Raw genomic sequence first — 26144 nt, 5'->3', positions numbered from 1 at the left:
CACATAAGCTCGCCATAACAGCGAGCCCCCATGACACGCCAACCGACGAAACCTCCTTCGCCGCCGCCGGTTTCGCCGACCGGCTCGCTGCCGGACAGTAAGATTTCGCCATCCGAGGAGATCGCCGCCTTCGTCGCCAAGGCGCGCGCGATGTCGCCGCACGCCGCCGGCGCCAAAGGCCGACTGGTGTTCGCTCTCGACGCCACCATGAGCCGGCAACCCACCTGGGACATGGCCTGCAGCCTGCAGGCGGAGATGTTCCGCGAAGCCGCGGCGATCGGCAGTCTGGACATTCGGCTGGTGTATTACCGTGGCATCAACGAGTGTCGCGCCAGCAGTTGGATCTCGGATTCCGCAAAGCTCGCGACATTGATGGCGAAGATCGACTGCCGCGCCGGCAACACCCAGATCGGCAAGGTGCTCTCGGAGGCTCGGCGCGATGCGGTGGCCTCCGGCGTGCGCGCCGTGGTGTTCGTCGGCGATGCGATGGAAGAGTCGGCCGACGACCTTTGCGCCAAGGCCGGCGAGTTGGGGCTGCTCCAAGTGCCCGTGTTCCTGTTCCAGGAAGGCCACGACCCCGCCGCCGAACAGACCTTCCGCCAGATCGCTAGGCTTACCGGCGGGGCCTGGTGCCGGTTCGATCCGGGTGCCGCGGGGCAATTGCGCGAACTGTTGCGGGCGGCCGCGGCCTATGCGGCCGGCGGCCGCGAGGCCTTGCAGCGGCTGTCGACATCGACCGGTGCCGCAGCCCGGCTGCTCGGCCAGATGAAGTGAGCCGCAGCCCGCCGCGGCCGCTGCGGAGAGCGGTGCATTTCTCGTCAGGCCGCACTATATGGAGGCCATGCCTACGCTGATCGCCGGCGTCGTCGCCGTCATAGTGCTGTATTCGCTGTTGCAGATGTTCCGGGCCGCCAACCCGGCGGTGCTGGCGCGTGGCATCAAGATCGGCGGCGGCGTGGTGACGCTGGCGGTGGCGGCGTTCACCGGCATCAAGGGCGAGTTGGCTGTGGCGATCCCGTTGGGGATCTTCGGCGCCGGGCTGCTCGGCTGGGCCCCATTCGGCAGCGGCGCCTTCGGCAATCTCGGGACACTGTTCGGCTCGCGCGGAAAGCGCTCGGCCGGCCAGACCTCGCGCGTGGTATCGCAATACATCGAGATGATGCTGGACCACGACAGCGGGGCCTTGAGCGGCCGGTTTCTGGCCGGGCCGCAGGCCGGCCGCGCGCTCGACGAGTTCGATCTGCCGCAACTGGCGGCGATGATCCCGGCGTTGGACGCCGAAAGCTGCGCGCTACTTGAAAGCTATCTTGACCGCCGGTTTCCCGCTTGGCGTCAGAACGCGCAGGGTGAGCGGGCAGGGGGGCAGAGCCGCGAGACGTCGAGCGGCAAAATGACGGACGAGGAGGCCTATCAGATCCTTGGCCTGAAGCCGGGTGCGGGGCGAGCTGAAATCGGGCAAGCCCACCGTACGCTCATGAAGAAACTGCATCCCGACCAAGGGGGGTCGACGTACCTTGCCGCCCGCGTAAACGCGGCCAAGGATACTTTGCTTCGCACTCATCGCAGCTAACTCCAGCACGCTACATACGCTACCGACTGCGAGTTGCTCTGGTCTCTGCTCAACGCCCCGGGGCCGCCCGCCGTTTGCCGGCATGGTCGACCATCCGCATCCGTTGTATCGGGCAATCCTTGATGAGTGGTTTTCAGCGGAATTTTTTTATCGGCCGTCAACCATGACGCTCGGCCGCGCGGCTCAGGCCCGCGCCGACGCAGCCAGCAACGCTGCACCGCGACGACGCCGCGGCGTCGTCGGTTCTTGCGTCGTCAGTTCTTGATGGTGATGCAGGAAATCTCGGAGCGCTTCAGCGCGCGGCAGACCGCTTCGGCCTGGTCGCGATCCAATCCGGCGAAGCGGGCGCGATACAGCTTCTTGTCGCCCTTGGCGACCGTCTCGGTGAAGGGCTCCGCCTTGGCGAGGGTGCCGCGGGCCTGCTCGCGCGCGGCTTCGAGCCGCTGGCGGGCTTCGCTTTCGCTGTCCAGCGCGCCGACCTGAACGATCCAGCCGCTCCGTACGGCCGGCTTGACGGTGCCGTTCTGCTGCGTAGCCAGCGGCTGGCCGCGCGACGGTTCGGCATAGGCCATGGCCTGCGAGGAGGAGGTGCCCGAGGCCGGCAGCACGCCAAGCACGCCTTGCCCGGTGCCGTGATTGAGCGGCTGCGGCGGCATCATTCGCGCCGTTTCCGTGCGCATGGTATCGGCCTTGGCGATCATCGACCCAGAGGTTTCGGCCACTTCGGCGCGGGCCGGGATCGCATTGGTGATCGGCGGCGCCGACTGCGGCGAGCCGGCCGAGGCCAGCTTGACGGCACCGGCCTTGACCTGGACCGTCTTCACGCGCACCGGCTTCATCGGCTCGTTCGAACCGGGGATCGCTGCGAGTTGCTGCTGAACGACGCCGCTGTTGAGCGGCCCGGTTTCCGGCTTCTGCACGGCCTGTGCCGGCGGGATCAATGATCGGGCAATCGGAGCGGCGGGGCGCGGCGTGGCAACCGGCTCCGCGGTGGCCGACGCGACTTGCACCGGGGCTTGGATGCCGCCTTGAACCTGGACCGTCCGGGTCGGGCGATTGTCCGACTCGTCCTCGGCCACCTCGGCATTCGCCTCCGACGTGCTGCGTTCGGCGACGGCGGTAACGGTGCGCCGGGTCGAGGCCTTGTCGAGATTCGCCGCGAGCAGGTTGCGCATGATGGCGTCGCGCGAGCCGCCGCTGCGGCCGCCCAGCACCACGCCGATCAGATGGCGGTTGCCGCGGTGCATCGAGGTCACGAGATTGAAGCCGGAAGCCCGGGTGTAGCCGGTCTTGATGCCGTCGACGCCTTCGACGCTTCCCAGCAACCTGTTATGATTGCGGATCGCGTTGCCGCGATAGTTGAAGACGCTGGTCGAGAAGAACCGATAATAGCGCGGGAAGCGCTCTTGGACGGCGCGGCCGAGCGTGGCCTGATCGCGCGCGGTGGTGACCTGGTCGTCGTCGGGCAGGCCCGAGGCGTTGCGGTACACGGTCCGCGTCATGCCCAGCGAGCGCGCCTTCTTGGTCATCAGCTTGGCGAAGTCGCCTTCGTCGCCGGCGATCGCTTCCGAAATCACCACGGCGGCGTCGTTGGCGGATCGCGTGACCAGCGCCTTGATCGCGTCCTCGACGCGGATGGTCTGGCCAGGACGCAGTCCCAGCTTGGTCGGAGCCTGAATCGAGGCGTGTTCGGAGACGTCCATTTCGCTGTCGAGCTGCATCTTGCCGGATTCCAGACGCTCGAACAGCAAGTACAACGTCATGATCTTGGTCAGCGACGCTGGATGACGCAGGCCATCGGGATTGTTGGCGGTGAGGATGTCGCCGGAATTGCCGTCGACGATGATCGACGCGAAGGCCGGATTGTAGCTTTCCGTCGCAACGTGATGCCGGACATGAGGGCGAGAGCGGTGACGGCGGGCATCGGCGGAGTCGGTGGTGTAAATCACGGCCGCGGTGACGGTGGCCAGCCCGAGCACGCAGACCCGAAGGGCGCGCGAAACTGAGGTGTTGCGATGCATAAACGTCCCCGTCCGATTCTCAGTACATCACCGGTCCGTGAGGCCAAATTAAGCCCGACGCCCGCCGACCGTGCTGCGGGTTGCGCCGTGTTCGGTCGGCCGGTTGGGTGAAGCGGCCCCAATTTTCCGGATAACTCGTTGTGTACACGCGACAATTCATCTCGACGCGACATTCCAAAGGGCAGGTTAGGCTGGCTGAGTTTCGAAAAGGTTAAGCAACTGTTGCACGGCATCGTTGAATTCGTCGTAAATCCGACTTGTGCAGTGCACAAAATTCTTGACATTTTTGTGCAGCGCACTATGTTCGCCTGGTGAAAAGCCGGGTCGCCCGGCGACAGCAGTCTTGGGAAAGGACTCGATGATGGCCAACGTTGAAGAGATCCAGCAGTACGGCAAAGAGCAGCTCGATACCGCGATTGCGTCGGCAAGCGGCGTTCAGAAGAGCTATCAGGCGATCGCCACTGCGGTCGGCGACTACACCAAGAAGTCGTTCGAGGACGGCAACGCCTTCGTCGAGAAGCTGTCGGCGGTGAAATCGTTCGACAAGGCGATCGAGTTGCAGACCGAATACGCCAAGTCGGCCTACGAGACGTTCATTGCGGAATCGCAGAAGATCGCCGGCCTCTACACCGATCTGGCCAAGCAGAGCTTCAAGCCGCTCGAGAGTCTGGCCGCGAAATTCGTGCCGGTCGCCCGTTAATCCGGTTTCGTTCGACAGAACGCGAAAGCCCGGCCGCGATGGCCGGGCTTTTTTTGCGGCGCGAGAAGGGGTGTTATTGAGCCAGCCGTAGCTTGGTCAACGACGAGCCAATCGACTGGAACGCGATTTCGATCTGGTCGGCGGTGGTTGATTGAAAGAACTGACCGTCACTGGCGCAGTATTTCAGAACTGCGGACTCATCGTCGCCGTCAGTGTTGACCTGGATGGTGAAGATCGTCGTCGTGCCGTTCAAGGGGTCCTTGATATTGTCGCACAGTTTCTTTTGCCGGGCATCGATCGCGCTGACAGAATTACTGTTGCCGCTTTGCGTGTTGTCCCCGTCTGACAGCAGGATGATGGCGTCGGTGTACTTGTATTCCGTATCTTTAGCGGGCGTATTGAGCGGCACGCCAGTCTGCAGCGACATCCACGCCCAGAACAGACCGATCGGCTGATTGGTGTTGCCCTCGGCGTCCAATTTGTTGATCTTGCCCTTCAGCGTCGATTCAGCGGTCGAAGTATCCGACTCGTTGGACGAGTAGGCGGCTTTCATCGGCAGCAGCGACAACGGGCAGGCCGAATAGCTCTTCGCGAGGAACAGCGTCGCCGGTGTCGCGGTGGTCGGAGGGGTCTTGATCACATCGTAATCGTTCGACGTGGTGCGGTCGGTGACGCATCCCTTCCAGTTGCTGACGCCGCTTGGGATCCAGGTTTCTCCGCCTGCCACGCAGGTGCTTTTCCGAGTGTATCTGGATGTACAGCTATTGGCCCACCAGGACCAAGTTTCGCCCGCGGCCTGACAGCTGTTCTGGGTCGTGCGGTTCGATTTACAACTTCCGTAATCGGTGTCCCAATCGAGCCACTCCGCGTCCTTGTTGGCGGTGCCGACGTTGACCATGACGTTGAAGGGAATGATAGAGATATAGACGTCCGCGTCGGTGGATGCGGTCGCCTTAAGCGTGTTCACGAGTTTGATGGCCGCGGTCTTCATTGCCGTCAGTTTGTCATCCCAATCCATCGAGCCGGTGACGTCGAGCGCCATCGCGACGCGCAACCGGGTTGCGCCCCAGGTCGACGTTGAACTCGCTGTGAACGGCAGCGCGGTGAAGCCGGCGACTTTCAGGAACGATGTCGGCATACTGCCCGAGGTATTCATCACCACCGTCGAGCTGCCGTTGGCGGATCTCGCCGTGTAGGTCGCCGTGACGGTGACATTGTTGATGCCCGGGCTGGTATACAGCGCCTTGAAGTACTTTTCCGCGGTGGCCTGGATGTCGCTGGCCCTGATCACGCCGGCCGCATAATCCTTCGACACCATCAGCGTGGCGGAGTCCGCAGCCCCCTGCATGGCCGAACGCGCCGCCGTGGCCCGGCTGTAATCCACTGCGACACCGACGAAGCTGATCAGGGGAATGACGGCGATCCCGAACAGCACCGCGATGTTGCCGTCGTCGGCTGCATGGAAAGCCTTGGCCGTGCGGCGCAGCCAGCCGAAAGGTGAGGCGAGAGGCATGGATTTTCCCGAATTCCGGTTCTTTCGGTCATTTCGGGCGCGCGCGATGAACACAGGGTAAAGATGTCCTGCAAAAACAGGTCAATTGCCGTGGAAATACGAGGTTTGCCGCGGCCAGGACCTGGCTATCGTCAACGCTAGGTGAATCGTGCCGGGCTGATTCGGCGGTGTGCCGGCCGGTTCCGGTGAACGCGCTCCAGGCGCTGCGGTCGAAACCCAGGGGGAACGCGGATCCGGAATCGGAATCGCTCAAAATCTCCGTGCTTGCGGCCAAGCGGATGCTGACCCATATTCATGCCATCCGGTCCAGTCGGCGGATCGGCCGCTGCCGTCGAGCGGCTCCCAAAACGCTGGATAGAACGCAATCGAGGGCCTGTATGGGGGGCGCTTGTCGTTTGTCGTGAATGCCTCCCTGGATTCCGAACACCTGAAACATGCTGCACGCGACTTCACATCGAGCATATTCGCCCTTCCATCGGTCTGCGACGCAGAGCCGCCTTCGCTCCGCTCCGCGCATGGGCAATGACGAAGGCCGCTCCAGCGGTCCCGGCAATCCGGCGACCTCGGTTATCACCAAGGTTAAGCCGAAGACCAAGCGTCCCAATCTGTACCGCGTGTTGATCCTGAACGACGATTACACGCCGATGGAATTCGTCGTGCACGTGCTGGAGAAGTTTTTCCAGATGGATGTCGAAGCCGCGACCCAGGTGATGTTGCACGTGCATCATCACGGGATCGGTGAGTGCGGCGTCTTCACCTATGAGATCGCCGAAACCAAAGTGACGCAGGTGATGGATTTTGCACGCAAGCACCAGCACCCTCTCCAGTGCGTCATGGAAAAGAAGTGACGCGGCCGGGCGCAGAAATCCGGAACGGGTCTTGCATTGATTGCTTCGGCGGGCTGAACCTACGCTCCGCGCTCGGCCCGCGCGGAACCGGACTTTCGCCACGAGGTTGGATGACTATATGAGCAAGGTTGTTGTTGCCTGACCAAGCATCGGCGGCCATGATAGGCGGGGGCCATAGAGGACGAGAATGCCAACATTTTCACAGAGCCTTGAGCAATCCCTGCACCGCGCCCTCGCGATCGCGAACGAGCGCCATCACCAATATGCGACGCTCGAGCATTTGCTGCTCTCGCTGGTGGACGACTCCGATGCCGCGGCAGTGATGCGGGCCTGCAGCGTCGATCTCGACAAGTTGCGCACCAGCCTCGTCAATTATCTCGAGACCGAATTCGAGAACCTGGTGACCGACGGCGCCGACGACGCCAAGCCGACCGCCGGCTTCCAAAGGGTGATCCAGCGCGCGGTGATCCACGTGCAGTCGTCCGGCCGCGAAGAGGTCACCGGCGCCAACGTGCTGATCGCGATCTTCGCCGAGCGCGAAAGCCACGCCGCGTATTTCCTGCAGGAGCAGGACATGACGCGCTACGACGCCGTCAATTACATCAGCCATGGCATCGCCAAGCGGCCCGGAGTGTCCGAGGCGCGGCCGGTGCGCGGGGTTGATGAGGAGACCGAGACCAAGGGTGGCGAGGACAGCAAAAAGAAAGGTGACGCTTTGGACACCTATTGCGTCAACCTCAACAAGAAGGCCCGCGACGGCAAGATCGATCCGGTGATCGGCCGTAATGTCGAAATCAACCGCGCGATCCAGGTGCTGTGTCGCCGGCAGAAGAACAACCCGCTGTTCGTCGGCGAAGCCGGCGTCGGCAAGACCGCTATTGCAGAGGGCCTCGCCAAGCGCATCGTCGACTCGGAAGTGCCGGAGGTGCTGGCCGCCGCAACCGTGTTCTCGCTGGACATGGGCACGCTGCTCGCCGGCACGCGGTATCGCGGCGACTTCGAAGAACGCCTGAAGCAGGTGTTGAAGGAGCTGGAAGCGCATCCCAACGCGATCCTGTTCATCGACGAGATCCATACCGTGATCGGCGCCGGCGCCACCTCCGGCGGCGCGATGGATGCCTCGAATCTGCTCAAGCCTGCCCTCGCATCGGGCACCATCCGCTGCATGGGATCGACCACCTATAAGGAATACCGCCAGCACTTCGAGAAGGACCGCGCTTTGGTGCGCCGGTTCCAGAAGATCGACGTCAACGAGCCGACCGTCGAAGACGCGATCGCGATCCTCAAGGGGCTGAAGCCGTATTTCGAGGACTACCACAAGCTGAAATACACCAACGAGGCGATCGAGTCGGCGGTGCAGCTGTCGTCGCGCTACATCCACGACCGCAAACTGCCCGACAAGGCGATCGACGTGATCGACGAATCCGGCGCGGCGCAGATGCTGGTGGCGGAGAACAAGCGCAAGAAGACTATCGGCATCAAGGAAATCGAGGCCACGGTTGCGACCATGGCGCGGATCCCGCCGAAGAGCGTGTCAAAGGACGACGCCGAGGTGCTGAAACATCTCGAAACCACCCTGAAGCGCGTCGTGTTCGGTCAGGATAAGGCGATCGAGGCTTTGGCCGCGTCGATCAAGCTGGCGCGCGCCGGCCTGCGCGAACCGGAAAAGCCGATCGGCTCCTATTTGTTCTCCGGCCCGACCGGCGTCGGCAAGACCGAAGTGGCCAAGCAATTGGCGGCCTCGCTCGGCGTCGAGCTGATCCGCTTCGACATGTCGGAATACATGGAGCGGCATACCGTCTCGCGGCTGATCGGCGCGCCTCCGGGCTATGTCGGCTTCGATCAGGGCGGCCTTTTGACCGACGGCGTCGATCAGCATCCGCATTGCGTGGTGCTGCTCGACGAAATCGAGAAGGCGCATCCGGATCTCTACAACGTGCTGTTGCAGATCATGGATCACGGCCGGCTGACCGACCATAACGGCAAGCAGGTCAACTTCCGCAACGTGATCCTGATCATGACGACGAATGCCGGCGCTGCCGATCTGGCGCGGCAGGCGTTCGGCTTCACCCGCAACAAGCGGGAAGGCGACGACCATGAGGCGATCAACCGGCAGTTCGCGCCGGAATTCCGCAACCGTCTCGATGCCATCGTCTCGTTCGCGCATCTCAATGCCGACGTCATCGGCATGGTGGTGGAGAAGTTCGTGCTGCAGCTCGAGGTGCAGCTCGCCGATCGCGACGTCACCATCGAACTGTCCGAGCCCGCCAAGGCCTGGCTGGTGCAGCATGGCTACGACGAGCAGATGGGCGCGCGGCCGATGTCGCGGGTGATCCAGGAGCACATCAAGAAGCCGTTGGCCGACGAGGTGCTGTTCGGCCGGCTGAAGGGCGGCGGTCACGTCCGCGTCGTGCTGATCAAGGACGAAGCGGTGGCCGGGGTCGATCTGGAGAAGATCGGCTTCGAATATCTCGAAGGCCCGGTGACGCCGAAGCCGGAGAAGCTGCCGGGCGCCCGCAAGCGCAGCGTCCGCAAGCCGAAATCCGGCGGCGGCTCCGACGGGCCGTCCTCGAAGGGACCGCTGGTCAAGGTGTGAGCCGCGGCAAATTGCCAAATTTGACGGGGCCGGCGAGCGATCGCCGGCCCCGTTCACTTGATCTCACGGTTGCTTGGTTATGCCGGGGGTGGGCGTCAGCGTCGGGGTGGCTTCCGGCAACATCACCGCCCAGCCATAGGCCTCGGATTTGCCGTGGCCGAGCGGCAGCACCATGGTGCCGAGCGTCGGCGTCAGCCCGGCGAGCGCCGCGCGATACGGCGCCGGGATCTCGTCGGTGCGCGGGAAGTCCGAGGTCGACCAGATCACCAGCGTGCCGGATTGTTTCAGCCGCTCCGGGGTGATCCACGGGCTCTTGCGGAAATCGGCGTCGATGAACACCGACGGCCGCGGCGAGGCGTACAGCGCCACGAATCCCGCCTGCTTGAAATCGCCGGTGACGATGTCCAGCCGGCGCAGCGACTTGCTGTTCCAGATCGCCTGCATCGCGCCCGACAATTCCCGCGCCGGCCACATCTGGGTCGGCACTTGCCCGCTGCCATTGGCCTTGGCGTTGACGAACACCACGTGCCCGATCGGCAGGCCGATCAGCACCAACAACCAGATCGTCGTCACCAGCCGCGGCGCGCGCAGCACGCTGCGCTGCGGCAGCAGCATCACCATGGCGAGCCCGGACAGCGCCACCAGCGAGCCGCCGATCTCCGGCCGTTGATCGACACCAGCCCAGAACGTCATTGCGCCGATCAACAGCAGCGGGATGAACGCCGCCATCAGCACCAGCGATCGGTCGAACAGGGTCGGCCGGCCGAGTTCGAGCGTCACCGGGGCGCCTTGCAGCGGTAGCTTCGGAATCATCGCCAGCAGCACCAGCACGATGATGCCGGCGTGGTAGCCGACCTGAGCGAGCAGGAATTTCAGCCCTGCCCAGAGCCGCGGCACGAAGCCTTCGACCGGCGGACGGTCGAAGGCGAAGGTGAACGGCAGAAAATGGCTCTGCACCAGCCAGATCAGGTTCGGCAGCAGGATCACCAGCCCGACCAGCACCGCAATGTAAGGCCCGCGGGTCAACAGGTGCCTGCGGCCCTGCGGCATCAGCAGCAGGTGCAACCCGAGCACCGCCAGCAGCAACGCGCCGGCGTATTTCGAGTACATCAGGATCGCCGCGGCGACGCCGAACAGCACCCAGTTTGACAATTTGTCGCCCAGCACCGCTTTGCGATAGATGTAGACAGTGGCGGCAAAGATCGGCAGCTGCCCGACGTTGTGGCTGTACATCGTCACCGGCGGGCCGAAATAATAGACCAGAATGGTGAGCGCGACGGCGAGCGTCGCGCCGGTCTTGCCGATGGTTTCCGTGCCGATCAGATAGACGAAATAGAACGTCACCAGGATCGAGCCGATCGCCAGTACGAAATGCGAGCTGATCCAGTGGAAGGTGAGCTGATAGGCGATTTCGGTCAGCCACGGCTCCAGCGGCGGGTGCTTCCAGTAGCCCCACTGCATCTCCCTGCCGAACAGGAACATCTCGTAGCTGTCGAACGGCATCGCCGGAAAGCTGACCGTGCTGGAGAACCACAGCGCGCCATAGGCGCCCATGATCCACAGCAGCAGCCGGGTCGGCGAGGTCTGCAGCGCGTCGAGAAACGAGTCGCAGGTCTCGGCGTACAGCTTGGAAAACGAGAACCCCGGGGCGGCCCTGGGGGGCGCGGCAGCGGGAGTTGCCGCCGCTGGCGCATTCGCTACCTTCGCTCGTTGCGCCGCCGCCGGACTTGGTTGCACCGATGGGGCAACGCGCTGCGGAGGCGCGGCGACGCGTTGCTCCGGGGTCCCGGCCGACGTGGCCGGGAGGAGCGCAGCCGTGGCCGCAGCCTCGCCCGCATTCGCCCGCGCTGCTGGCATCGGCGCTGGCCGTTGCGAAACCGGCGGACCGGAACCGTGGCGCTTCTTCGGCGGGCGCTGCTTGGGCTTTTTGCGCTTAATGCTCGTCGTCCTCGGTGGATCGGATGCGCGACCGTTCGGCCTGCGTTCAACCGATCGTGGGGTCACGGACGACGTTTTAATCAAATCGCCCCGCAAGGCAATTGGCCGGGGCGGCCGGTGCGAGGCTGGAAGCACGGAACACCGCTGCGGCGGGGACTTACCAACAGGAGAGCGCAAGTCGCCTAGGCCGCGCCGTCGCGGATCGCCCGGGCGCGCTGCTTTTGGGCGTCGAAGTCGCGCCGTCGCCGCGCCAACTCCTCCGGGCTCATCGCGGCAACGTTGTTGTAGTCGCGCTTCCAGGAAGCGTCGTCGCGCCAGCGCAGCGGCGACTGCACCGTGGTCTGCGGGCCTGGCGCGGAGTCCAGCAAGCGCAGCGCCAGCTCCAGCGTGAACGCCTGCGACGTCGGATCGCGCGGCTTGCCTGCGGAATTGCCGAGCGGAAAATCGCTGAACAGAAATCGCGGCACCGCGGCGTGCTCGACGATGTCCTTGGCGCAGCCCATCACCACGGTGGAGATGCCGTTCGCTTCGAGATGCCGCGCCACCAGGCTGACGGTCTGGTGGCACACCGGGCAGTTCGGCACCAGCACCACGGCGTCGACGCGATCGGCGCGGCAGCGCGCGAGAATCGCCGGCGCGTCGGTCTCGATGGTGACGCGGTGGCTGCGGTTGGTCGGGGCGCCGAAGAACCGCGGCGCGACTTCGCCGATCCGGCCGTCTGCCGCGAAGCGCAGTAACTGCGGCAGCGGAAACCAGCAATTGCCGTCCTCGGCGGTGGTGTGGATGCGGTCGTAGGCGATGTGCGAGATCCGCAAATCGTGCGGCAGCGCGCTATCGCCGTCATAGACCTGATAGAATTTGGCGCCGCCATTGTAGGGCGCGCCGGGTCCCTGATCGCCTTTCGCCGGATCGAACGGTGCGGCCGTGGTGACGATGGCGAGGCGGGCCTGCGCCAGCGGTTTGCGCAGCGGCTGGAATGGCGCCCCGACATGATGCGCCCAGCGATACGGCTCGGTGTAGCCGATCGCGGCGTAATAATCCCGCGTGCGCGCCATGTAGGGGATCGGCACGTCGTCGTCCGCCGCGAAACCGGGTTGCTCGTTCCGCGTTACAGCCATAACTTTGCCCCGGCTCGGTATCGGACGGGCGAATTGCTAGCCGGTCCGCGGTCGGTGTCAAGCCGCGGCGCGGACTGTCGCACACTGCAATTGGAACATGGACGCTTGATGCCGGCAGCTCGCGCCTTGCGATCGGTTGTTTGTTTGCTGGTGCTGGCTGCGCTGACCGTCAGTGCGCCGCTGTGCGCGGAGGATGCGCCGCCGAACAGCAACGCGACGGCGACCCCACCGGGAGCGCCGCCGCCGAATGCCGATACTGAGCGCAAGCCGGAGACGCCGCAGCAGCCGGAGCAAGTGGCGCCGCCGACGGAAGCCGCGCACGACGGTGATACCCGCGAGGCGATCTGCCTGATGATCGAATCCGCGGCGAAGGCGCACGATTTGCCGTTGGAGTTCTTCGCCCGGGTGATCTGGCAGGAAAGCCGATTTCAGCCCGATGCGGTCGGTCCCTTGACCCGCAACGGCAGCCGCGCGCAGGGCATCGCGCAGTTCATGCCCGGCACTGCCAATGAGCGCAGCTTGCTCGATCCGTTCGATCCGGTCCAAGCGCTGCCGAAATCCGCGGAATTCCTCAGCGAGTTGCGCGGCCAGTTCGGCAATCTCGGGCTCGCGGCTGCAGCCTACAATGCCGGGCCGCGTCGGGTGCAGGAGTGGATTGCCGGCACCGGTTATTTGCCGCAGGAAACCCGCAACTACGTCTCCGCCATCACCGGCACCTCGGTCGACGATTGGGCGACGATCGGCCGCAACGGCAAGACCGCCGAACCGACGGCGCGGACCAGTTGCCGCACGCTGATGGCGCTGTTGACGCGCGCGCCCAATCCGTTCGTGACGCAGCTGCAACAGCGGGTGAAACTCGGCGCCGATCGGCCATGGGGCGTCCAGTTGGCGGCCGGCTTCAACCGCGATCGTGCGCTGTCGCTCTACGCCCGTGCCATGACGCGTTTGAGTTCGGTGATTGGCGATCAGGATCCAAATCTGCTGAGTTCGGTATGGCGCAGTCGCGGCACGCGCACGTTCTACCAAGTGCGGATCGGCGCCGAGAGCCGCGTTGCGGCGAATGATCTGTGTCATCGGATTCGTCGCGCCGGCGGCGCCTGCCTGGTGTTGCGCAATGCGCGATTGAGCGGCTGACGTCATCCTGCTCCAGCCTTTCGATTGAGCATGATGTTTTCCGAAAACCGGTATCCACCTTTCCGGATCGTGCTCTAACCGCCGGAACGAAGCCTCTCGAGCTGCGCGCGCAGGGATTGGTCGGCACGCTCGGTGGCGCGCAGTCGCAGCGTCAAGTCGAGAGGCCGTTCCGCATGCCGTTGGCTGAAGCCATGGAACTCCAGGCCGGCCTGGTCCTGACGGCACCAGACGATGCGGGCGAGAAACCCGACGCTCTTGCGCGTTATCGTCAGATCGACGTGGTCCGGAACGACGGCCGCATTGTTGAATTCGACCTTGGCCCCGCATGAAGACAGATTGCGGACAATACAGTCGATGCTGGACTCTCGCTCGTTGAAGGCGATGCGGCCGCCGCAAAACACCCGTCCGCGAAAATGTTGGCGTCGTTCCAGCAACTCGGCCTCCCGTGCAAGATGCAGATCGTGCTATCGGAGGTGGTGGAGGTTCGGAAGTTCGACTGACGTCGAATGATCGTTAAGGTAAACGGGGGCGCTTGACCCGGCGGGGTTTACTGCGCGTATGAGTTCCTCACTCGATCGACGGATGGCATGGCGCTTCCTGCTCTCGACTCCCCGAAATGGCATAGCGCTGCCGGCGCTTTCAGGCTCGGATTGCGCGCGGTGGCGACCACTGTTTTGACCGCGGTGTTGTTCGCGACCTATCTCGGCATCGGCGCGCTGGCGCATGACACTCATTTCAGCCTCGGCTGGGTGCTGGCGTCGACCTTGTTCGTCTGGGCGGGCCCGGCGCAGATCATCCTGATCTCGACGCTGGGCTCCGGCGCGACGGTGGCGCAGGCCGCGATCGCGGTGACGGTGAGCGCGATCCGTCTGTTCCCGATGGTGGTCGCGGTGTTGCCGATGATGCGAACGCCCACCACGCGGCAGCGTCAGCTGATCCTGCCGGCGCATTTCATCGCCGTGACGCTGTGGGTCGAGTGTTTCCGACTGTTTCCGCAGGTGCCGCGCGAGGCGCGGATCGCCTTCACCCTCGGGCTTGGCTGTGGCCTGGTCTCGATTTGCCTGATCGCCAATGTGGTCGGTTTCATGCTCGCGGCCAATCTGCCGCAATTGTTCGGCGCCGCGATCCTGCTTTTAACGCCGTTGGCGTTCTTGCTGTCCACCGCGCGCAACTGCCGCGAACTCGCCGACATCGTCGCGCTCGGCCTCGGCCTTGCGCTGTTTCCGTTGGTCTCGCTGCTGCACACCGGGGTCGATATTTTGATCAGCGGCGTCACCGCCGGCACCATCGCCTATGGGGTGCATCGATGGAGGCACCGCCGATGAACGAGTTTATCGGCGACTGGCACGCGCTGGTGGTGTTGCTGTTGGCCGGCTTTCTGCCGAATGAAGTGTGGCGGATGCTCGGGCTGTGGCTCGGCGGCGGGCTCGACGAAGGCTCGGAAATTTTGGTGTGGGTGAGGGCGGTGGCCACCGCGATCCTCGCCGGCGTCATCGCCCAGATCCTGGTGTTGCCGCCGGGCGCTCTCGCCAGCGTGCCGGGACCGCTGCGCTACGGCGCGGTCGCGGTGGGGCTGGTGGTGTTCGTCGCCGCGCGCCGCTCGATCCTGCTTGGCGTGCTGAGCGGCGAGGCGGTGATGATCGCCGGCAAATGGGCGCTGGGTTAGCGCTTGCCGCGGCGGTCGCGTTGGTCTAACCGCGGGGTCAGCTTTCTCGGCATAAGCTGGAATTGACCATGGACTACAGTGACATTCGCGACGGCGAAATCGCCGTCACGCCGCCGCCCGCCACCGATGCCGGCCTGATCTTCATCGGTCGCATTCGCACCCCCTGGACCTCGCGCGAGCAGACGCCGCGACAGGGCGCGCTGGAGGGGCCGGTGTGCCGGTTGGAGATCTTCGAGCCGTGGCTGCCGGCGCTGCAGGGGCTGGACAAATACGCTTACCTCGAAGTGCTGTATTGGCTGCATCTGTCGCGGCGCGATCTGGTGCTGCAGAAGCGCCGCGGCGACGAGGCGCGCGGCACCTTTGCGCTGCGCTCGCCGCTGCGGCCCAATCCGATCGGCACCTCGCGGGTGACGCTGGTCGGCATCGAAGGCGCCACCGTGCTGGTGCGCGGGCTGGATTGCCTCGACGAGACGCCGCTGATCGATCTGAAGCCCGACCGCTTCCAGGGGGCGTTGCCGGAGGAGAAGTAGCGCTTACGTCTTCGGCTCGCATCTCGGACGGCGTCTCGAGAGGTGGCAACCTCTCCGCGTCATGGCCGGGCTTGTCCCGGCCACCCACGGAAACGGGCAAGGCGCCGCTTGTGGGCGTGGATGGCCGCGACGAGCGCGGCCATGACGTGGTGGGTTCAGTGCCGATAATCGCTACAGCATTTTCGCGGTGGAGCAGCCGGTGACGGCCTCGCTTCACCCGGCCTGCAGCGCCGCGATCAGTTTTTTCGCCTGCGCCTCGAGCACGGCAGCGTCTTCCTTGCGGCTGGCGGGCGGCAGCAGCGCCACGTCGTCATGGCGCGGGATCACGTGCATGTGCAGGTGAAACACCACCTGGCCGCCAGCGGGTTCGGAGAATTGTTGCACGGTGATGCCGTCGGCGTTGAACGCGGTCTTGGCGGCGCGGGCGATGGTGTGGGCGCCGCGCGCCACATGGGCGAAATCCTCCGCCGTAATGTCAAGGATGTTGCGCGCCGCAGCCTTCGGCAGCACCAGCGTGTGGCCGGGCGCGCGCGGCATGATGTCGAGAAACGCCAGCACGTGGTCGTTCTCATAGACTTTGTAGCAGGAGAATTCGCCGCGCAGAATCTTGGCGAAGATGTTGTCGGGATCATAAGCGGTCATGACGACTCCGAAAATTGATGGCGCGACTGTCGCCGCAGGAGGCGGTGCGGTCAAGACGCCTCGTCAGACCCCTTGCGAAACGGGCCGGCCTCGGTGAGTTCGCGCGCCGCCGCCGCCACATAGGCGCGCTCCTGCTTGAGGTAGTCCGCGACCGCGCGGCGCAGCGCCGGGTCGGCGATGAAATGCGCCGAATAGGTGGTTTGCGGCAGGTAGCCGCGGGCGATCTTGTGTTCGCCCTGGGCGCCGGCTTCGACGGTGGCAAGCCCGCGCAAAACCGCGAATTCGATCGCCTGATAATAGCAGACTTCGAAATGCAGGAACGGGTGATGTTCGATGGCGCCCCAGTGCCGGCCGAACAGCGTGTCGCCGCCGATGAAATTGATCGCGCCGGCGATGAAGCGGCCGTCGCGTTTCGCCATCACCAAGAGAACCTGCTCGCTCATGCTGCGGCCGATCTCGCTGTAGAACGCGCGGGTCAGATAGGGCCGGCCCCATTTGCGCGAGCCGGTCTCCATGTAGAATTCGAAGAACGCGTCCCAGGCTTCTTCGGTGATCGCTGCGCCGGTCAAGGCTTCGATGCTGATGCCGCCCGCCAAGGCGTCGCGGCGCTCGCGCTTGATCGCCTTGCGGTGCCGCGAGGCCAGCGTGGCGAGAAAATCGTCGAAGCTGCGATAGCCGGCATTGTGCCAGTGGAATTGTTGGTCGGTGCGCTGCAGGAATCCCTGCTGCGCCAAGAATCTCCACTCCTGCTCGCGGGCGAAGGTGACGTGCACCGAAGACGCCTTGCTGACGCCGCACAGCGCGATCAGGCCGTTGGCGAGCGCCGTGCCGACCTCTGCGGCGTCGACGCCCGGGCGGATCAGCAGCCGAGGTCCGGTCGCAGGCGTAAACGGCACCGAGACCTGCAGCTTAGGATAATAACGGCCACCGGCGCGCTCATAGGCGTCGGCCCAACCGCGGTCGAACACATATTCGCCCTGCGAATGCGACTTCAGATAGCACGGCACGATGCCGACGATTCCGCCGTTCTGCCGGGCGACGAGATGGCGCGGGCCCCAGCCGGTGCGGGCGCAGGCCGAGTTCGAGGACTCCAAGGCGGCGAAGAAGGCGTGCGATGTAAAGGGATTGAACGACGAGGCCGGCGCGCAGGCCACGCCGTTGGTCGGCGTCGCGCCGGGCTGCAGCGGCGAGGCGGCGCAGGCGTCCCAGTCGGCGGCCGCGATCTGGCTGACCGAACCCACCGCTTCCAGGGTGATCTCCGATGAAATCATCGATCAGCGAACCGGGCGAAAAAATCGGCGAAATCGGGATCCAGCATCGTCGGCGCCATCCTCCTGATTTGTGCATTGCGCCCGCCGGTTCAAGGCCGATCATTATTCCGGGCGGAATCCTTCGAAAATCATCTGGTCGGCATAGCGCGCGGCGTGCTGCCGCTGCTCCGGTGTCCGCACCGTCCAGGTCAACAAAGCGCAGCCGAACAGGTTGCGGGCGATCCACGGCGCCGGCGCCGGCAGATCGCGCACCCAATAGGCGACGAAATGCGGCCGCGTCTGCAGGCCGTGGCGCAGATGCAGCATGGCGTCGCGCTTGGCGGGCGCGAGCTTGTCCCAATAATCGTCGTCGTAGCGGCGCTGCGCGGTGACGCCGCGCGGCAGTTGCGGCAGCGCTTGGCGCAACGCCAGCACCTGGTCGGGATCGAACGACATCACCGCCGCCGGCCCGCGATAGGCCGCCAGCACCTGCGCCATCCGCGCCACCAGTTTGCGGTCGCCGTCGAAATGGCTCTTCACCTCGATCAACAGCGGCACCGCGCCGTCGACCAAAGCGCAGAGATCGCCGAGCGTCATCATCCGCTCCGCGGTGTCCTTGAACGGCACCTGCTTGAGCTGTGCTGCGGTGAGTTCGGCCAGCGCGCCGCTGCCGTCGGTGAGCCGGCCCAGCGCATCGTCGTGATGCACCATGGCCTCACCGTCCGACGACAATTGCACGTCGACCTCGATACCGAACCGGCCGGCCACCGCCGCGCGGACCGCGCCCGGCATGTTCTCGACCAAACCGCGGGCGCGATCATGCAGCCCGCGATGCGCGATCGGCCGTGCGGTCAGCCAGTCAGGGGCACGCATGCTCGGCTCGCTAAGCGACTTCGAACACCGCGTCGACCTCGACCGCGGCATCGGCCGGCAAGGCGGCGACGCCGACCGCGGCGCGGGCGTGGCGGCCCTTGTCGCCGAACGCGGCGACCATCAGGTCGGACGCGCCGTTCACCACTTTCGGAGCGTCGATGAAATCCGGCGGCGAATTCACGAAGCCGCCGAGCCGCACCACGCGGACCACCTTGTCGAGGTCGCCGAGCGCGGCCTTGACCTGCGCCAGGATGTTGATCGCGCAGCCGCGCGCCGCCGCGACGCCCTGTTCGATGGTGACGTCGACGCCGAGCTTGCCCTTGGCGATCAGTTGGCCCTGCGGATCGAAACAGACCTGGCCGGAGACGAACAGCAGATTGCCGGAGCGGACGAAGCCGACGTAGTTTGCAACCGGGCTCGCCGGCTCGTGCAGCACCACGCCCTGCGCCGCAAGTTTCTGCTCAACCGTTCCTGCCATGCTCATCCCCATGTTTGTTGTGCGCCCGGCCGCAATGTTGTGACCCCGCCTTTGCCCTGTTTCGCGCAAAGCGTTGCGACATGCAAGCAACCCGGAACCAGTCGCAGCGGCGAAAATCGCCTCGGTCCTCGGGTTTGAGCCATGGTTGCGGCGCAATGCCGGAGCCACTATTCTCGCGGTTTCAACGCAGGGGAGGTGTGATGCGCCGATTGTGGCCAATTTCGCGGTTTCGGTTGTCGCTGCTGGCGATCACCGTGGCCGTGGCGCCTGCGGGTTTTGGCGCCGCCGTCGCCCAAGCCGGCGCTCCGCCGGCGTTCCTGGCGCATCAGGCGCTGTATGAACTCAGCCTGCTGAAAGCGCGCGGCAATGCTTCGGTCAACAGCGTGCGCGGTCGCATTCTGTACAACTTCTCAGGCTCCGCCTGCGACGGCTACAGCTCCGACTTCCGCCAGGTCTCCGAGCTCGACAGCGGCGAGGGCAAGAACACGCTGAGCGATTTGCGCTCGACCAGCTGGGAAGACGGCGAGGGCAAGAGCTATCGCTTCAAGATCGACACCAAGATGAACGATGGCGATCCGAGTTCGGTCGACGGCATCGCCGAGCGCACCGGAGATCACGTCACCGTCAAGCTGAAGAAGCCTGCGGCCAAGACGTTCACCCTGGATGGTTCCACGGTGTTTCCCACCGAACAGATCCATCGCATCATCGCGGCGGCGCGCGACGGCAAATCGGTGCTCGAACTGTCGGTCTATGACGGCTCGGACAATGGCGAGAAGGTCTACAATACGCTGACGGTGATCGGTCAGCCGATCCCCGGCGACCGCGCGGTCACGGCGCCTGATCCTTCCACCAGTTCCGACGCGATGAAGTCGCTGACGCGCTGGCCGGTGACGGTGAGTTACTACGACCGCGAAGCCAAGGCCAATTCCGGCGAGCAGACCCCGGTCTATGCGATGTCGTTCGAACTCTACGAAAACGGCGTGTCGCGCGCGCTGGTGCTCGACTACAATGATTTCGTGATCGCCGGCGCGCTCGGCAAGTTCGACGTCAAGGCCAGCAAGCCTTGCAAGTGAGCGTGCTGGCTTAGTTTGCGGAGTGGTGACTGTGTCCCGGGCGCGGTGCAGCGCGTAGCGCTGCTCCGCAGAACCGGGACCGTTACGAAGGCCGCATCTGTAACGGCCCCGGCTCTGCAGCGCACTACGCCGCAAGTGCGGCGCACTGCGTTGCAGAGCCGGGGGCACGCAATCTCTCAGTTCACTCGCGCTCAGCTCATTCGCGCTGGTCGCGTTTCTCCGGTCCCTCATAGGCGATGCCCTTGATCACAGCGGCGGTGCCGAATTTCTTGCGCAGGTCATCCATCGCGCGTTCGGCGTGCGCGGCGCGGGCATCCAGCATATCGGTGTCGTCGGCCGCCGAACCCGGCGTCAGCGCGCTGACCCCGGTGCCGATCAGCCGGAACGCGGTGCCGTCGATTTCCTTGGCCAGCATCTCGCGCGACAGCGCGAAGATCTTGCCGGCGAGCTGGGTCGGGGAGTGAATGGTTTGCGCGCGCGTGCGCTGGCGAAAATCCGCGGTCTTCAGTTTCAGCGTGATCGTTGAGCCGGCGAGATCCGCGCTCTTCAGCCGCGACGAGACTTTTTCGGACAAGCGCCACAGCACCTTTTCCAGCGTCGCCAGATCGCGGATGTCGGTCTCGAACGTGGTCTCGTTGGAAATGCTCTTGGCGCCGCGGTCGGGCACGACCTTGCGATCGTCGATGCCGCGGGCTAGCCGCCACAGCCGTTGCCCCTCGGCGCCGAATTGCTTCATCAGATCGGCTTCGGCGGCGCGCTGCAGATCGCCGATCAAGCGATAGCCGCGCGCGATCAACCGCTGCTCGGTGGCCGGGCCGACGCCGAAGATGAAGCCGACCGGACGATCCGTCAGCATCGCGCGGGCGTCGTCCTGATCGAGCACCGCGAAGCCGCGCGGCTTGTCGAGATCGGAGGCGATCTTGGCAAGAAACTTGTTGCAAGACAGCCCGACCGACACGGTGATGCCGATCTCGCGCTCCACCTTGGCGGCGAATCGTGCCAGCACCTTGGCGGCGATCATGCCGTGCAGGCGTTCGGTGCCGGACAGATCGAGGAACGCCTCGTCGATCGACAGCGGCTCGACCAGCGGCGTCAGCGCCAGCATCGCCTGGCGCACCTCGCGACCGACGCGGACGTACTTCGCCATGTCGGGGCGCACCACCGCGGCGTCGGGGCAAAGCGCCAGCGCCTTGAACATCGGCATCGCCGAGCGCACGCCAAAGGTGCGGGCGATGTAGCAGGCCGCCGATACCACCCCGCGCTTGCCGCCGCCGATGATCACCGGGCGATCGGCGATCGCCGGATCGTCGCGCTTCTCGACGGTGGCGTAGAACGCATCACAGTCGATATGCGCCAGCGTCAACGCGCCGAGCCGGGCGTGGCGCAAAAGCCGAGGCGAGCCGCAGGCAACGCAACGCAACGCCGCCGCGCCGTCCTGTTCGGCGAGGCAGTCGCGACAGAAACCGCGCGCTGGGCTTGGCGCCGCCGCTGTCACGGCACGTCGCGCTCCCACGGCAGTTCGTCGAGCGCCTGGCGTGCCGCCGCGATCGTGGTCGGATCGAGACTGGAGGCCGCGGCGAACGCCTTCACGGTGTCGTCGTCGCGCAGCACGAAGTCCAAGACGCCGGCGAGGAACTGCGGATCGGCCGCGGCCAGCCGCAGGGTTTCCGGTCCAAGCCCGGTCTCGGCCAGAAAGCGGCCCAGTCGCTCGGGCTCCGAGGCGACGAAGGACAGCGCTTGGACCGCTACGATTTCAGCCACTTGGCGGGTTTTTCGATCGTCCTTGGTCATTCGCAATGTTTGCCTTTCCGTAACTTATAGTCTCTATTTTGAATCCATCATGCCCGAGTCTTGCGGCGTGGCGAACAGGTTCGCTGGTCGCAGATCCGGGCATTCGTTTGGGGATTGGAGGGCGGGATGGCAAAAACCGTCCTGATCGTGGAAGACAACGAGCTCAATATGAAGCTGTTTCGCGACTTGCTGGAAGCCCATGGCTACCAGACGTCGGGAACCAGCAACGGTTATGAAGCGCTCGAACTCGTCCGCAAACTCCGCCCCGACCTGATCCTGATGGACATCCAGCTGCCGCAGGTCTCCGGTCTCGAGGTCACGCGCTGGATCAAGGACGATCCCGAGCTGCGCGCGATTCCGGTGGTCGCGGTCACCGCCTTCGCCATGAAGGGCGACGAAGAACGAATCCGCGAAGGCGGCTGCGAGGCCTATCTGTCCAAGCCGATCTCGGTCGGCAAGTTCATCGAAACCGTTCGCCGCTTTATCGGGTAGGAGAGTTCGATGTCCGCGCGCATTCTGGTGGTCGACGACATTCCCGCCAATGCCAAGCTGCTCGAGGCGAGATTATCGGCGGAATATTTCGACGTGCTGACCGCCTCCAACGGCGCCCAAGCGCTGGAGATCTGCTCGCGCGCCGCCTGTGATATCGTGCTGCTCGACGTCATGATGCCGGACATGGACGGCTTCGAAGTCTGCCGGCGACTGAAGTCGAATCCGGCGACGCATTTCATTCCGGTGGTGATGGTGACGGCGCTCGACAGCCCGTCCGATCGGGTCCGCGGGCTGGAAGCTGGCGCCGACGATTTTCTCACCAAACCGGTGTCCGACGTGGTGCTGATCGCGCGGGTGCGTTCGCTCACCCGGGTGAAGATGATGACCGACGAATTGCGGATGCGCGCGCTGACCTCGATGGAAATCGGGGTGCAGGCGCCGGAGCGCGAAGCCGTCGCCGAAACCGGCAAAGGCGGTCGCATCCTGCTGGTCGACGACCGGCCGTCGTCCTATGAGCGGTTGGCGCCGGTACTGGCGGCCGAGCATGCCGTCGACGTCGAGCCGAATCCTTCGGAAGCGCTGTTCCACGCCGCCGACGGCAATTACGATCTGTTGATCGTCTCGCTCGGGTTGGAAGAGTTCGACGGGCTGCGGCTGTGCAGCCAGGCCCGCTCGCTGGAGCGCACCCGGCACGTGCCGATTCTTGCCATCGCCGACGCCGACAACAACGCCCGGCTGCTGCGCGGGCTGGAGATCGGCGTCAACGATTACTTGCTGCGTCCGGTCGACAAGAACGAACTGCTGGCGCGGGCGCGGACCCAGATCCGGCGGCGGCGTTACACCGATCATTTGCGCGACAACGTGCAGAACTCGATCGAGATGGCGATCACCGACGGGCTCACCGGGCTGCACAATCGCCGCTACATGGAGACCCACCTCGCCACGTTGGCCGAGCAGGCCGGAGTCCGCGGCAAGCCGCTGGCGCTGATGATGCTCGACATCGACTTCTTCAAGGCTATCAACGACAGCTACGGCCACGATGCCGGCGACGACGTGCTGCGGGAATTCGCGGTACGAATCCGCAAATCGATCCGGGGCATCGATCTGGCCTGCCGCTACGGCGGCGAGGAATTCGTCGTGGTGATGCCGGAGACCGATCTCGCGGTAGCCGGCATGGTGGCGGAGCGGCTGCGTCGCGCCATTGCGGGCGAACTGTTCGCAATCGAAAAGGGGGCGAAGCGCATCGAGGTCACGATCTCGATCGGGCTGTCGACGCTGGAGAAGAAGGGCGAGCCGATCGCCGACGTCTTGAAGCGCGCCGACGTTGCGCTGTACCGTGCCAAGCACGATGGCCGCAATCGCGTGGTCGCCACCGCGGCGTGAACGGCGGCCGTGCCGAGCGGCGCCGCATCGTCGCAGCATTGCGGTTCAAATCATTTCGACCTCGTTAACCGTCCGGCAACCACGATGGGGGACCAATGGGCGAACCCTTTGCCCAGGATGGCCGATGATCTCCCGTGAACAGCGCACCCCGTTCAGCGAATGGTGGTGGACCGTGGACAAGCTGCTGCTGGCAGCCATCGTCGTGCTGATGCTGGGCGGCGTGATCCTGTCGCTGGCCGCGTCGCCCCCGGTGGCGACACGGATCGGGCTCGACCCGTTCCACTTCTTCAATCGCCACGTATTGTTCCTGCTGCCGTCGTTCATCGTGCTGATCGCGGTGTCGTTCCTGTCGCCGCGGCAGATCAGGCGCTCGGCGCTGATCGTGTTCGCGATCTCGATCGCGTTGATCGTGGCGACGCTGCTGCTCGGGCCCGAGGTGAAAGGCTCGCGGCGCTGGATCACGATCCTCGGCCTCAACATCCAAGCCTCGGAATCCGCCAAGCCGGCGTTCGTGGTCCTGGCGGCCTGGCTGTTTTCGGAGTCGGCACGGCGTCCGGAGATGCCGGCGACGTCGATGGCGGTGGGGCTGCTGCTCTCGCTGGTGTCGGTGCTGGTGATGGAGCCGGATTTCGGCCAGACCATGCTGATCCTGATGGTGTGGGGCGCGCTGTTCTTCATCGCCGGAATGCGGATCGTCTGGGTGATGGGATTGGCCGGCCTCGCGGCCGGCGGGCTGTTCGCCGCCTATCTGTTGGTGCCGCACGTCGCCGGCCGCATCAAACGCTTCATGAACCCGGCCTCCGGCGACACCTATCAGGTCGACACCGCGATGGAGGCGTTCAGCAATGGCGGCTGGTTCGGGCTCGGGCCGGGTGAGGGCATCGCCAAGCGCAGCCTGCCGGACAGCCACACCGACTTCGTGTTCGCGGTCGGCGCCGAGGAGTTCGGCATCATCCTATGCTTGGCGCTATTGGCGCTGTTCGCCTTCGTCGTGATCCGCACGCTGTCGCGCGCCTATTCCTGCGAGGACCTGTTCTCGCGCTTCGCCGCTTCCGGACTCGCCATCCTGTTCGGCGTGCAGGCTGCGATCAATATGGCGGTGAACTTGCAACTGATTCCCGCCAAGGGCATGACGCTGCCGTTCATCTCCTATGGCGGCTCCTCGATGATCTCGCTGGCCTATGGCGTCGGCATGATGTTGGCGCTAACCAGGCTGCGGCCGCGGGTCGAGATGGAATCGATCGGCGACGCCACCGCGGCGCCGACCTATGCCTGACGGCGACGCGACGACGATGGCGAAATGAAATGCGACAAATGGCACCGTTGATCATGCTGGCCGCCGGCGGCACCGGCGGTCATCTGTTTCCCGCCGAGGCGCTCGGCGTCGCGCTGATGAAGCGCGGCTTGCGGGTGCGGCTGGTCACCGACATGCGCGCGTTGCGCTACAGCGGGCTGTTCTCGCGCGACATGGTCGACGTGGTGCCGAGCGAAACGCTGCGCGGCCGCTCGCCGGTGGCGCTCGCGCGCACCGCGCTGAAGCTCGGCACCGGCACCCTGATGGCGCTCAGTCTGATGCTGCGGCTGAAGCCCGCCGCGGTGATCGGCTTCGGCGGCTATCCGACGCTGCCGCCGTTGTTGGCGGCGCGGATGTTCGGCATTCCGACGCTGGTGCACGATTCCAACGCGGTGATGGGCCGCGCCAACCGTTTTCTTTCTCATAAGGTGACTGCGATCGCCACCTCGCTGCCCGGCGTGCTGGATCGCGATCCGGCGCTGGCGGCAAAGACCACCACCACCGGCACGCCGATGCGGCCGGCGATTCTCGCCGCCGCCGCGGTGCCGTTCGCCGCCCCCGAGGCGGAGGGGCCGTTGCGGCTGTTGGTGGTCGGCGGCAGCCAGGGAGCCCGGGTCATGGCCGACGTCGTGCCCGGCGCGATCGAGAAATTGGGCCCGGCGCTGTGGCCCCGGCTGGTCGTGGTGCAACAGGTGCGCGACGAGGACATGGCGCGGGTCCGCGCGGTCTATGACCGGCTGAAGCTCAATTTCGAATTGGAGCCGTTCTTCAACGATCTGCCGGCGCGGCTCGCCGCCAGCCATCTGGTGATCTCGCGCTCCGGCGCCGGCACCGTGGCTGAACTCGCCGCGATCGGCCGCCCCTCGATCCTGGTGCCGCTGCCCGGCGCGCTCGACCAGGACCAGTTCGCCAATGCCGGGGTGCTGTCGCAGGCTGGCGGCGCGATCCGTATCGCCCAGGACGATTTTACGCCGACTCGGCTTGCGCAGGAGATCTCCGCGCTCGCCGCGGATCCCGCACGATTGGTCGCGATGGCCGCCGCCGGCCGCGGCGCCGGCCGACTCGACGCCGCCGAACGGCTCGCCGACCTGGTGGTGAAAGTCGCCGGAATTTCCTCGAAGACGTCGCAATTGCAATGACATGGCGGCGATCAACGTCGCCATGCCGGAGTTGATGCTTTAAATCGGGCCGCGCTCGGTATACCGAGGGCCACGCATCCACACCTTGACGGCGC

25 protein-coding genes are annotated in these 26144 nt (G+C 65.1%); 14 read left to right on the top strand and 11 right to left on the bottom strand.

From position 1 onward, the window contains the following. The first annotated feature begins 30 nt into the window (after positions 1 to 30). A complete protein-coding gene (locus RPC_RS16710; protein ID WP_011473760.1) occupies positions 31 to 774 on the top strand; it encodes a hypothetical protein in 744 nt (247 codons plus the stop codon). Positions 775 to 841: 67 nt separating this feature from the next. Continuing rightward, a complete protein-coding gene (locus RPC_RS16705) occupies positions 842 to 1570 on the top strand; it encodes a DnaJ domain-containing protein (protein WP_041802969.1) in 729 nt (242 codons plus the stop codon). 254 nt (positions 1571 to 1824) lie between these two features. On the opposite strand, the gene RPC_RS16700 is transcribed toward RPC_RS16705, so the two are convergent. Further along, positions 1825 to 3591 carry a serine hydrolase gene (locus RPC_RS16700; RefSeq protein WP_011473758.1) on the bottom strand — a complete coding sequence of 589 codons (1767 nt, stop codon included), beginning with the start codon at positions 3589 to 3591 and terminating at the stop codon, positions 1825 to 1827. Between the two features lie 361 nt (positions 3592 to 3952). Here RPC_RS16700 and RPC_RS16695 point away from each other — a divergent pair, with 361 nt between their 5' ends. Next, complete coding sequence (locus tag RPC_RS16695; protein ID WP_041801962.1) at positions 3953 to 4291, top strand: phasin family protein; 339 nt, start codon at positions 3953 to 3955, stop codon at positions 4289 to 4291. Between the two features lie 73 nt (positions 4292 to 4364). Here RPC_RS16695 and RPC_RS16690 read toward each other — a convergent pair whose 3' ends face one another. Further along, a complete protein-coding gene (locus RPC_RS16690; protein ID WP_011473756.1) occupies positions 4365 to 5804 on the bottom strand; it encodes a pilus assembly protein TadG-related protein in 1440 nt (479 codons plus the stop codon). A gap of 515 nt (positions 5805 to 6319) precedes the next feature. Here RPC_RS16690 and clpS point away from each other — a divergent pair. Both clpS and clpA read left to right on the top strand, forming a co-directional pair. Continuing rightward, complete coding sequence (gene clpS, locus RPC_RS16685) at positions 6320 to 6652, top strand: ATP-dependent Clp protease adapter ClpS (RefSeq protein WP_041801960.1); 333 nt, start codon at positions 6320 to 6322, stop codon at positions 6650 to 6652. A gap of 187 nt (positions 6653 to 6839) precedes the next feature. Continuing rightward, positions 6840 to 9248 carry an ATP-dependent Clp protease ATP-binding subunit ClpA gene (clpA, locus tag RPC_RS16680; RefSeq protein WP_011473754.1) on the top strand — a complete coding sequence of 803 codons (2409 nt, stop codon included), beginning with the start codon at positions 6840 to 6842 and terminating at the stop codon, positions 9246 to 9248. A 63-nt stretch (positions 9249 to 9311) separates the two neighbouring features. Here clpA and RPC_RS16675 read toward each other — a convergent pair whose 3' ends face one another. Together RPC_RS16675 and RPC_RS16670 are read right to left on the bottom strand one after the other, a co-directional pair. After that, complete coding sequence (locus RPC_RS16675; protein WP_415914727.1) at positions 9312 to 10985, bottom strand: glycosyltransferase family 39 protein; 1674 nt, start codon at positions 10983 to 10985, stop codon at positions 9312 to 9314. A 383-nt stretch (positions 10986 to 11368) separates the two neighbouring features. Then, positions 11369 to 12304, bottom strand: coding sequence for a glycine reductase (locus RPC_RS16670; protein WP_011473752.1), 936 nt, complete (start codon positions 12302 to 12304; stop codon positions 11369 to 11371). 108 nt (positions 12305 to 12412) lie between these two features. Here RPC_RS16670 and RPC_RS16665 point away from each other — a divergent pair, with 108 nt between their 5' ends. After that, complete coding sequence (locus RPC_RS16665) at positions 12413 to 13438, top strand: transglycosylase SLT domain-containing protein (RefSeq protein ID WP_011473751.1); 1026 nt, start codon at positions 12413 to 12415, stop codon at positions 13436 to 13438. A 74-nt stretch (positions 13439 to 13512) separates the two neighbouring features. Here RPC_RS16665 and RPC_RS16660 read toward each other — a convergent pair whose 3' ends face one another. Further along, positions 13513 to 13872 carry a PilZ domain-containing protein gene (locus RPC_RS16660; protein ID WP_011473750.1) on the bottom strand — a complete coding sequence of 120 codons (360 nt, stop codon included), beginning with the start codon at positions 13870 to 13872 and terminating at the stop codon, positions 13513 to 13515. 153 nt (positions 13873 to 14025) lie between these two features. Between RPC_RS16660 and RPC_RS16655 the strand changes: the two genes are divergently transcribed. From RPC_RS16655 to tsaA, 3 genes are all read left to right on the top strand, one after another. Beyond that, positions 14026 to 14763 (top strand): AzlC family ABC transporter permease, encoded by a 738-nt coding sequence (locus RPC_RS16655; RefSeq protein ID WP_011473749.1) that lies wholly within the window; start codon positions 14026 to 14028, stop codon positions 14761 to 14763. Further along, positions 14760 to 15104: an AzlD domain-containing protein gene (locus RPC_RS16650; protein WP_011473748.1), complete on the top strand. Its 345-nt coding sequence runs from the start codon at positions 14760 to 14762 to the stop codon at positions 15102 to 15104. The genes RPC_RS16655 and RPC_RS16650 overlap by 4 nt, the downstream gene beginning before the upstream one ends. 68 nt (positions 15105 to 15172) lie before the next feature. Then, entirely contained in the window at positions 15173 to 15634 is a 462-nt protein-coding gene (gene tsaA / locus RPC_RS16645; protein ID WP_011473747.1) for a tRNA (N6-threonylcarbamoyladenosine(37)-N6)-methyltransferase TrmO, read from the top strand. A 213-nt stretch (positions 15635 to 15847) separates the two neighbouring features. Here the strand turns inward: tsaA and RPC_RS16640 are convergent, their stop codons facing one another. The 4 genes from RPC_RS16640 to RPC_RS16625 form a co-directional block, all read right to left on the bottom strand. Continuing rightward, positions 15848 to 16276, bottom strand: a complete 429-nt coding sequence (locus tag RPC_RS16640) for an HIT family protein (protein WP_011473746.1) — start codon at positions 16274 to 16276, stop codon at positions 15848 to 15850. A 50-nt stretch (positions 16277 to 16326) separates the two neighbouring features. Further along, complete coding sequence (locus tag RPC_RS16635; RefSeq protein ID WP_011473745.1) at positions 16327 to 17547, bottom strand: GNAT family N-acetyltransferase; 1221 nt, start codon at positions 17545 to 17547, stop codon at positions 16327 to 16329. Between the two features lie 102 nt (positions 17548 to 17649). Beyond that, positions 17650 to 18399, bottom strand: coding sequence for a glycerophosphodiester phosphodiesterase (locus RPC_RS16630; RefSeq protein WP_011473744.1), 750 nt, complete (start codon positions 18397 to 18399; stop codon positions 17650 to 17652). Between the two features lie 10 nt (positions 18400 to 18409). Then, the gene (locus RPC_RS16625) at positions 18410 to 18877 is read right to left on the bottom strand and encodes a RidA family protein (RefSeq protein WP_011473743.1); all 468 of its coding nucleotides are present in this window, start codon (positions 18875 to 18877) and stop codon (positions 18410 to 18412) included. Positions 18878 to 19077: 200 nt separating this feature from the next. Here RPC_RS16625 and RPC_RS16620 point away from each other — a divergent pair, with 200 nt between their 5' ends. Further along, positions 19078 to 19950 (top strand): cell envelope integrity EipB family protein, encoded by an 873-nt coding sequence (locus RPC_RS16620; protein WP_011473742.1) that lies wholly within the window; start codon positions 19078 to 19080, stop codon positions 19948 to 19950. 196 nt (positions 19951 to 20146) lie between these two features. Here RPC_RS16620 and RPC_RS16615 read toward each other — a convergent pair whose 3' ends face one another. Both RPC_RS16615 and RPC_RS16610 read right to left on the bottom strand, forming a co-directional pair. Beyond that, positions 20147 to 21445, bottom strand: a complete 1299-nt coding sequence (locus RPC_RS16615; protein WP_011473741.1) for a DNA polymerase IV — start codon at positions 21443 to 21445, stop codon at positions 20147 to 20149. Then, on the bottom strand, positions 21442 to 21741 hold the full coding sequence (locus tag RPC_RS16610; protein ID WP_011473740.1) for a DUF3572 domain-containing protein: 300 nt from the start codon (positions 21739 to 21741) through the stop codon (positions 21442 to 21444). The genes RPC_RS16615 and RPC_RS16610 overlap by 4 nt, the downstream gene beginning before the upstream one ends. A gap of 126 nt (positions 21742 to 21867) precedes the next feature. On the opposite strand from RPC_RS16610, the gene RPC_RS16605 reads away from it, so the two are divergent. The 4 genes from RPC_RS16605 to murG all read left to right on the top strand — a co-directional run bounded on the left by RPC_RS16605 (position 21868) and on the right by murG (position 26049). Next, on the top strand, positions 21868 to 22233 hold the full coding sequence (locus tag RPC_RS16605) for a response regulator (RefSeq protein WP_011473739.1): 366 nt from the start codon (positions 21868 to 21870) through the stop codon (positions 22231 to 22233). Between the two features lie 9 nt (positions 22234 to 22242). Next, the gene (locus RPC_RS16600) at positions 22243 to 23616 is read left to right on the top strand and encodes a PleD family two-component system response regulator (protein WP_011473738.1); all 1374 of its coding nucleotides are present in this window, start codon (positions 22243 to 22245) and stop codon (positions 23614 to 23616) included. Between the two features lie 124 nt (positions 23617 to 23740). Beyond that, positions 23741 to 24892, top strand: a complete 1152-nt coding sequence (gene ftsW, locus RPC_RS16595) for a putative lipid II flippase FtsW (protein WP_011473737.1) — start codon at positions 23741 to 23743, stop codon at positions 24890 to 24892. Positions 24893 to 24921: 29 nt separating this feature from the next. Beyond that, positions 24922 to 26049 (top strand): undecaprenyldiphospho-muramoylpentapeptide beta-N-acetylglucosaminyltransferase, encoded by a 1128-nt coding sequence (murG, locus tag RPC_RS16590; RefSeq protein ID WP_011473736.1) that lies wholly within the window; start codon positions 24922 to 24924, stop codon positions 26047 to 26049. Positions 26050 to 26144: the final 95 nt, after the last annotated feature.

This window comes from Rhodopseudomonas palustris BisB18 (assembly GCF_000013745.1).
GTDB classification, from domain to species: Bacteria; Pseudomonadota; Alphaproteobacteria; order Rhizobiales; family Xanthobacteraceae; genus Rhodopseudomonas_A; species Rhodopseudomonas_A palustris_F.
Note: the sequence above shows the minus strand (reverse complement) of the source record. Positions and strands in the feature narration are given on the sequence as shown.

Bases quoted from the DNA above. Each gene is read 5' to 3' on its own strand.
- RPC_RS16710 (WP_011473760.1), top strand. From the start codon at position 31: ATGACACGCCAACCGACGAAACCTCCTTCGCCGCCGCCGGTTTCGCCG.
- RPC_RS16705 (WP_041802969.1), top strand. From the start codon at position 842: ATGCCTACGCTGATCGCCGGCGTCGTCGCCGTCATAGTGCTGTATTCG.
- RPC_RS16700 (WP_011473758.1), bottom strand. From the start codon at position 3,591: ATGCATCGCAACACCTCAGTTTCGCGCGCCCTTCGGGTCTGCGTGCTC.
- RPC_RS16695 (WP_041801962.1), top strand. From the start codon at position 3,953: ATGGCCAACGTTGAAGAGATCCAGCAGTACGGCAAAGAGCAGCTCGAT.
- RPC_RS16690 (WP_011473756.1), bottom strand. From the start codon at position 5,804: ATGCCTCTCGCCTCACCTTTCGGCTGGCTGCGCCGCACGGCCAAGGCT.
- clpS (WP_041801960.1), top strand. From the start codon at position 6,320: ATGGGCAATGACGAAGGCCGCTCCAGCGGTCCCGGCAATCCGGCGACC.
- clpA (WP_011473754.1), top strand. From the start codon at position 6,840: ATGCCAACATTTTCACAGAGCCTTGAGCAATCCCTGCACCGCGCCCTC.
- RPC_RS16670 (WP_011473752.1), bottom strand. From the start codon at position 12,304: ATGGCTGTAACGCGGAACGAGCAACCCGGTTTCGCGGCGGACGACGAC.
- RPC_RS16665 (WP_011473751.1), top strand. From the start codon at position 12,413: ATGCCGGCAGCTCGCGCCTTGCGATCGGTTGTTTGTTTGCTGGTGCTG.
- RPC_RS16655 (WP_011473749.1), top strand. From the start codon at position 14,026: ATGGCGCTTCCTGCTCTCGACTCCCCGAAATGGCATAGCGCTGCCGGC.
- RPC_RS16650 (WP_011473748.1), top strand. From the start codon at position 14,760: ATGAACGAGTTTATCGGCGACTGGCACGCGCTGGTGGTGTTGCTGTTG.
- tsaA (WP_011473747.1), top strand. From the start codon at position 15,173: ATGGACTACAGTGACATTCGCGACGGCGAAATCGCCGTCACGCCGCCG.
- RPC_RS16640 (WP_011473746.1), bottom strand. From the start codon at position 16,276: ATGACCGCTTATGATCCCGACAACATCTTCGCCAAGATTCTGCGCGGC.
- RPC_RS16635 (WP_011473745.1), bottom strand. From the start codon at position 17,547: ATGATTTCATCGGAGATCACCCTGGAAGCGGTGGGTTCGGTCAGCCAG.
- RPC_RS16630 (WP_011473744.1), bottom strand. From the start codon at position 18,399: ATGCGTGCCCCTGACTGGCTGACCGCACGGCCGATCGCGCATCGCGGG.
- RPC_RS16625 (WP_011473743.1), bottom strand. From the start codon at position 18,877: ATGGCAGGAACGGTTGAGCAGAAACTTGCGGCGCAGGGCGTGGTGCTG.
- RPC_RS16620 (WP_011473742.1), top strand. From the start codon at position 19,078: ATGCGCCGATTGTGGCCAATTTCGCGGTTTCGGTTGTCGCTGCTGGCG.
- RPC_RS16610 (WP_011473740.1), bottom strand. From the start codon at position 21,741: ATGACCAAGGACGATCGAAAAACCCGCCAAGTGGCTGAAATCGTAGCG.
- RPC_RS16605 (WP_011473739.1), top strand. From the start codon at position 21,868: ATGGCAAAAACCGTCCTGATCGTGGAAGACAACGAGCTCAATATGAAG.
- RPC_RS16600 (WP_011473738.1), top strand. From the start codon at position 22,243: ATGTCCGCGCGCATTCTGGTGGTCGACGACATTCCCGCCAATGCCAAG.
- ftsW (WP_011473737.1), top strand. From the start codon at position 23,741: ATGATCTCCCGTGAACAGCGCACCCCGTTCAGCGAATGGTGGTGGACC.
- murG (WP_011473736.1), top strand. From the start codon at position 24,922: ATGCGACAAATGGCACCGTTGATCATGCTGGCCGCCGGCGGCACCGGC.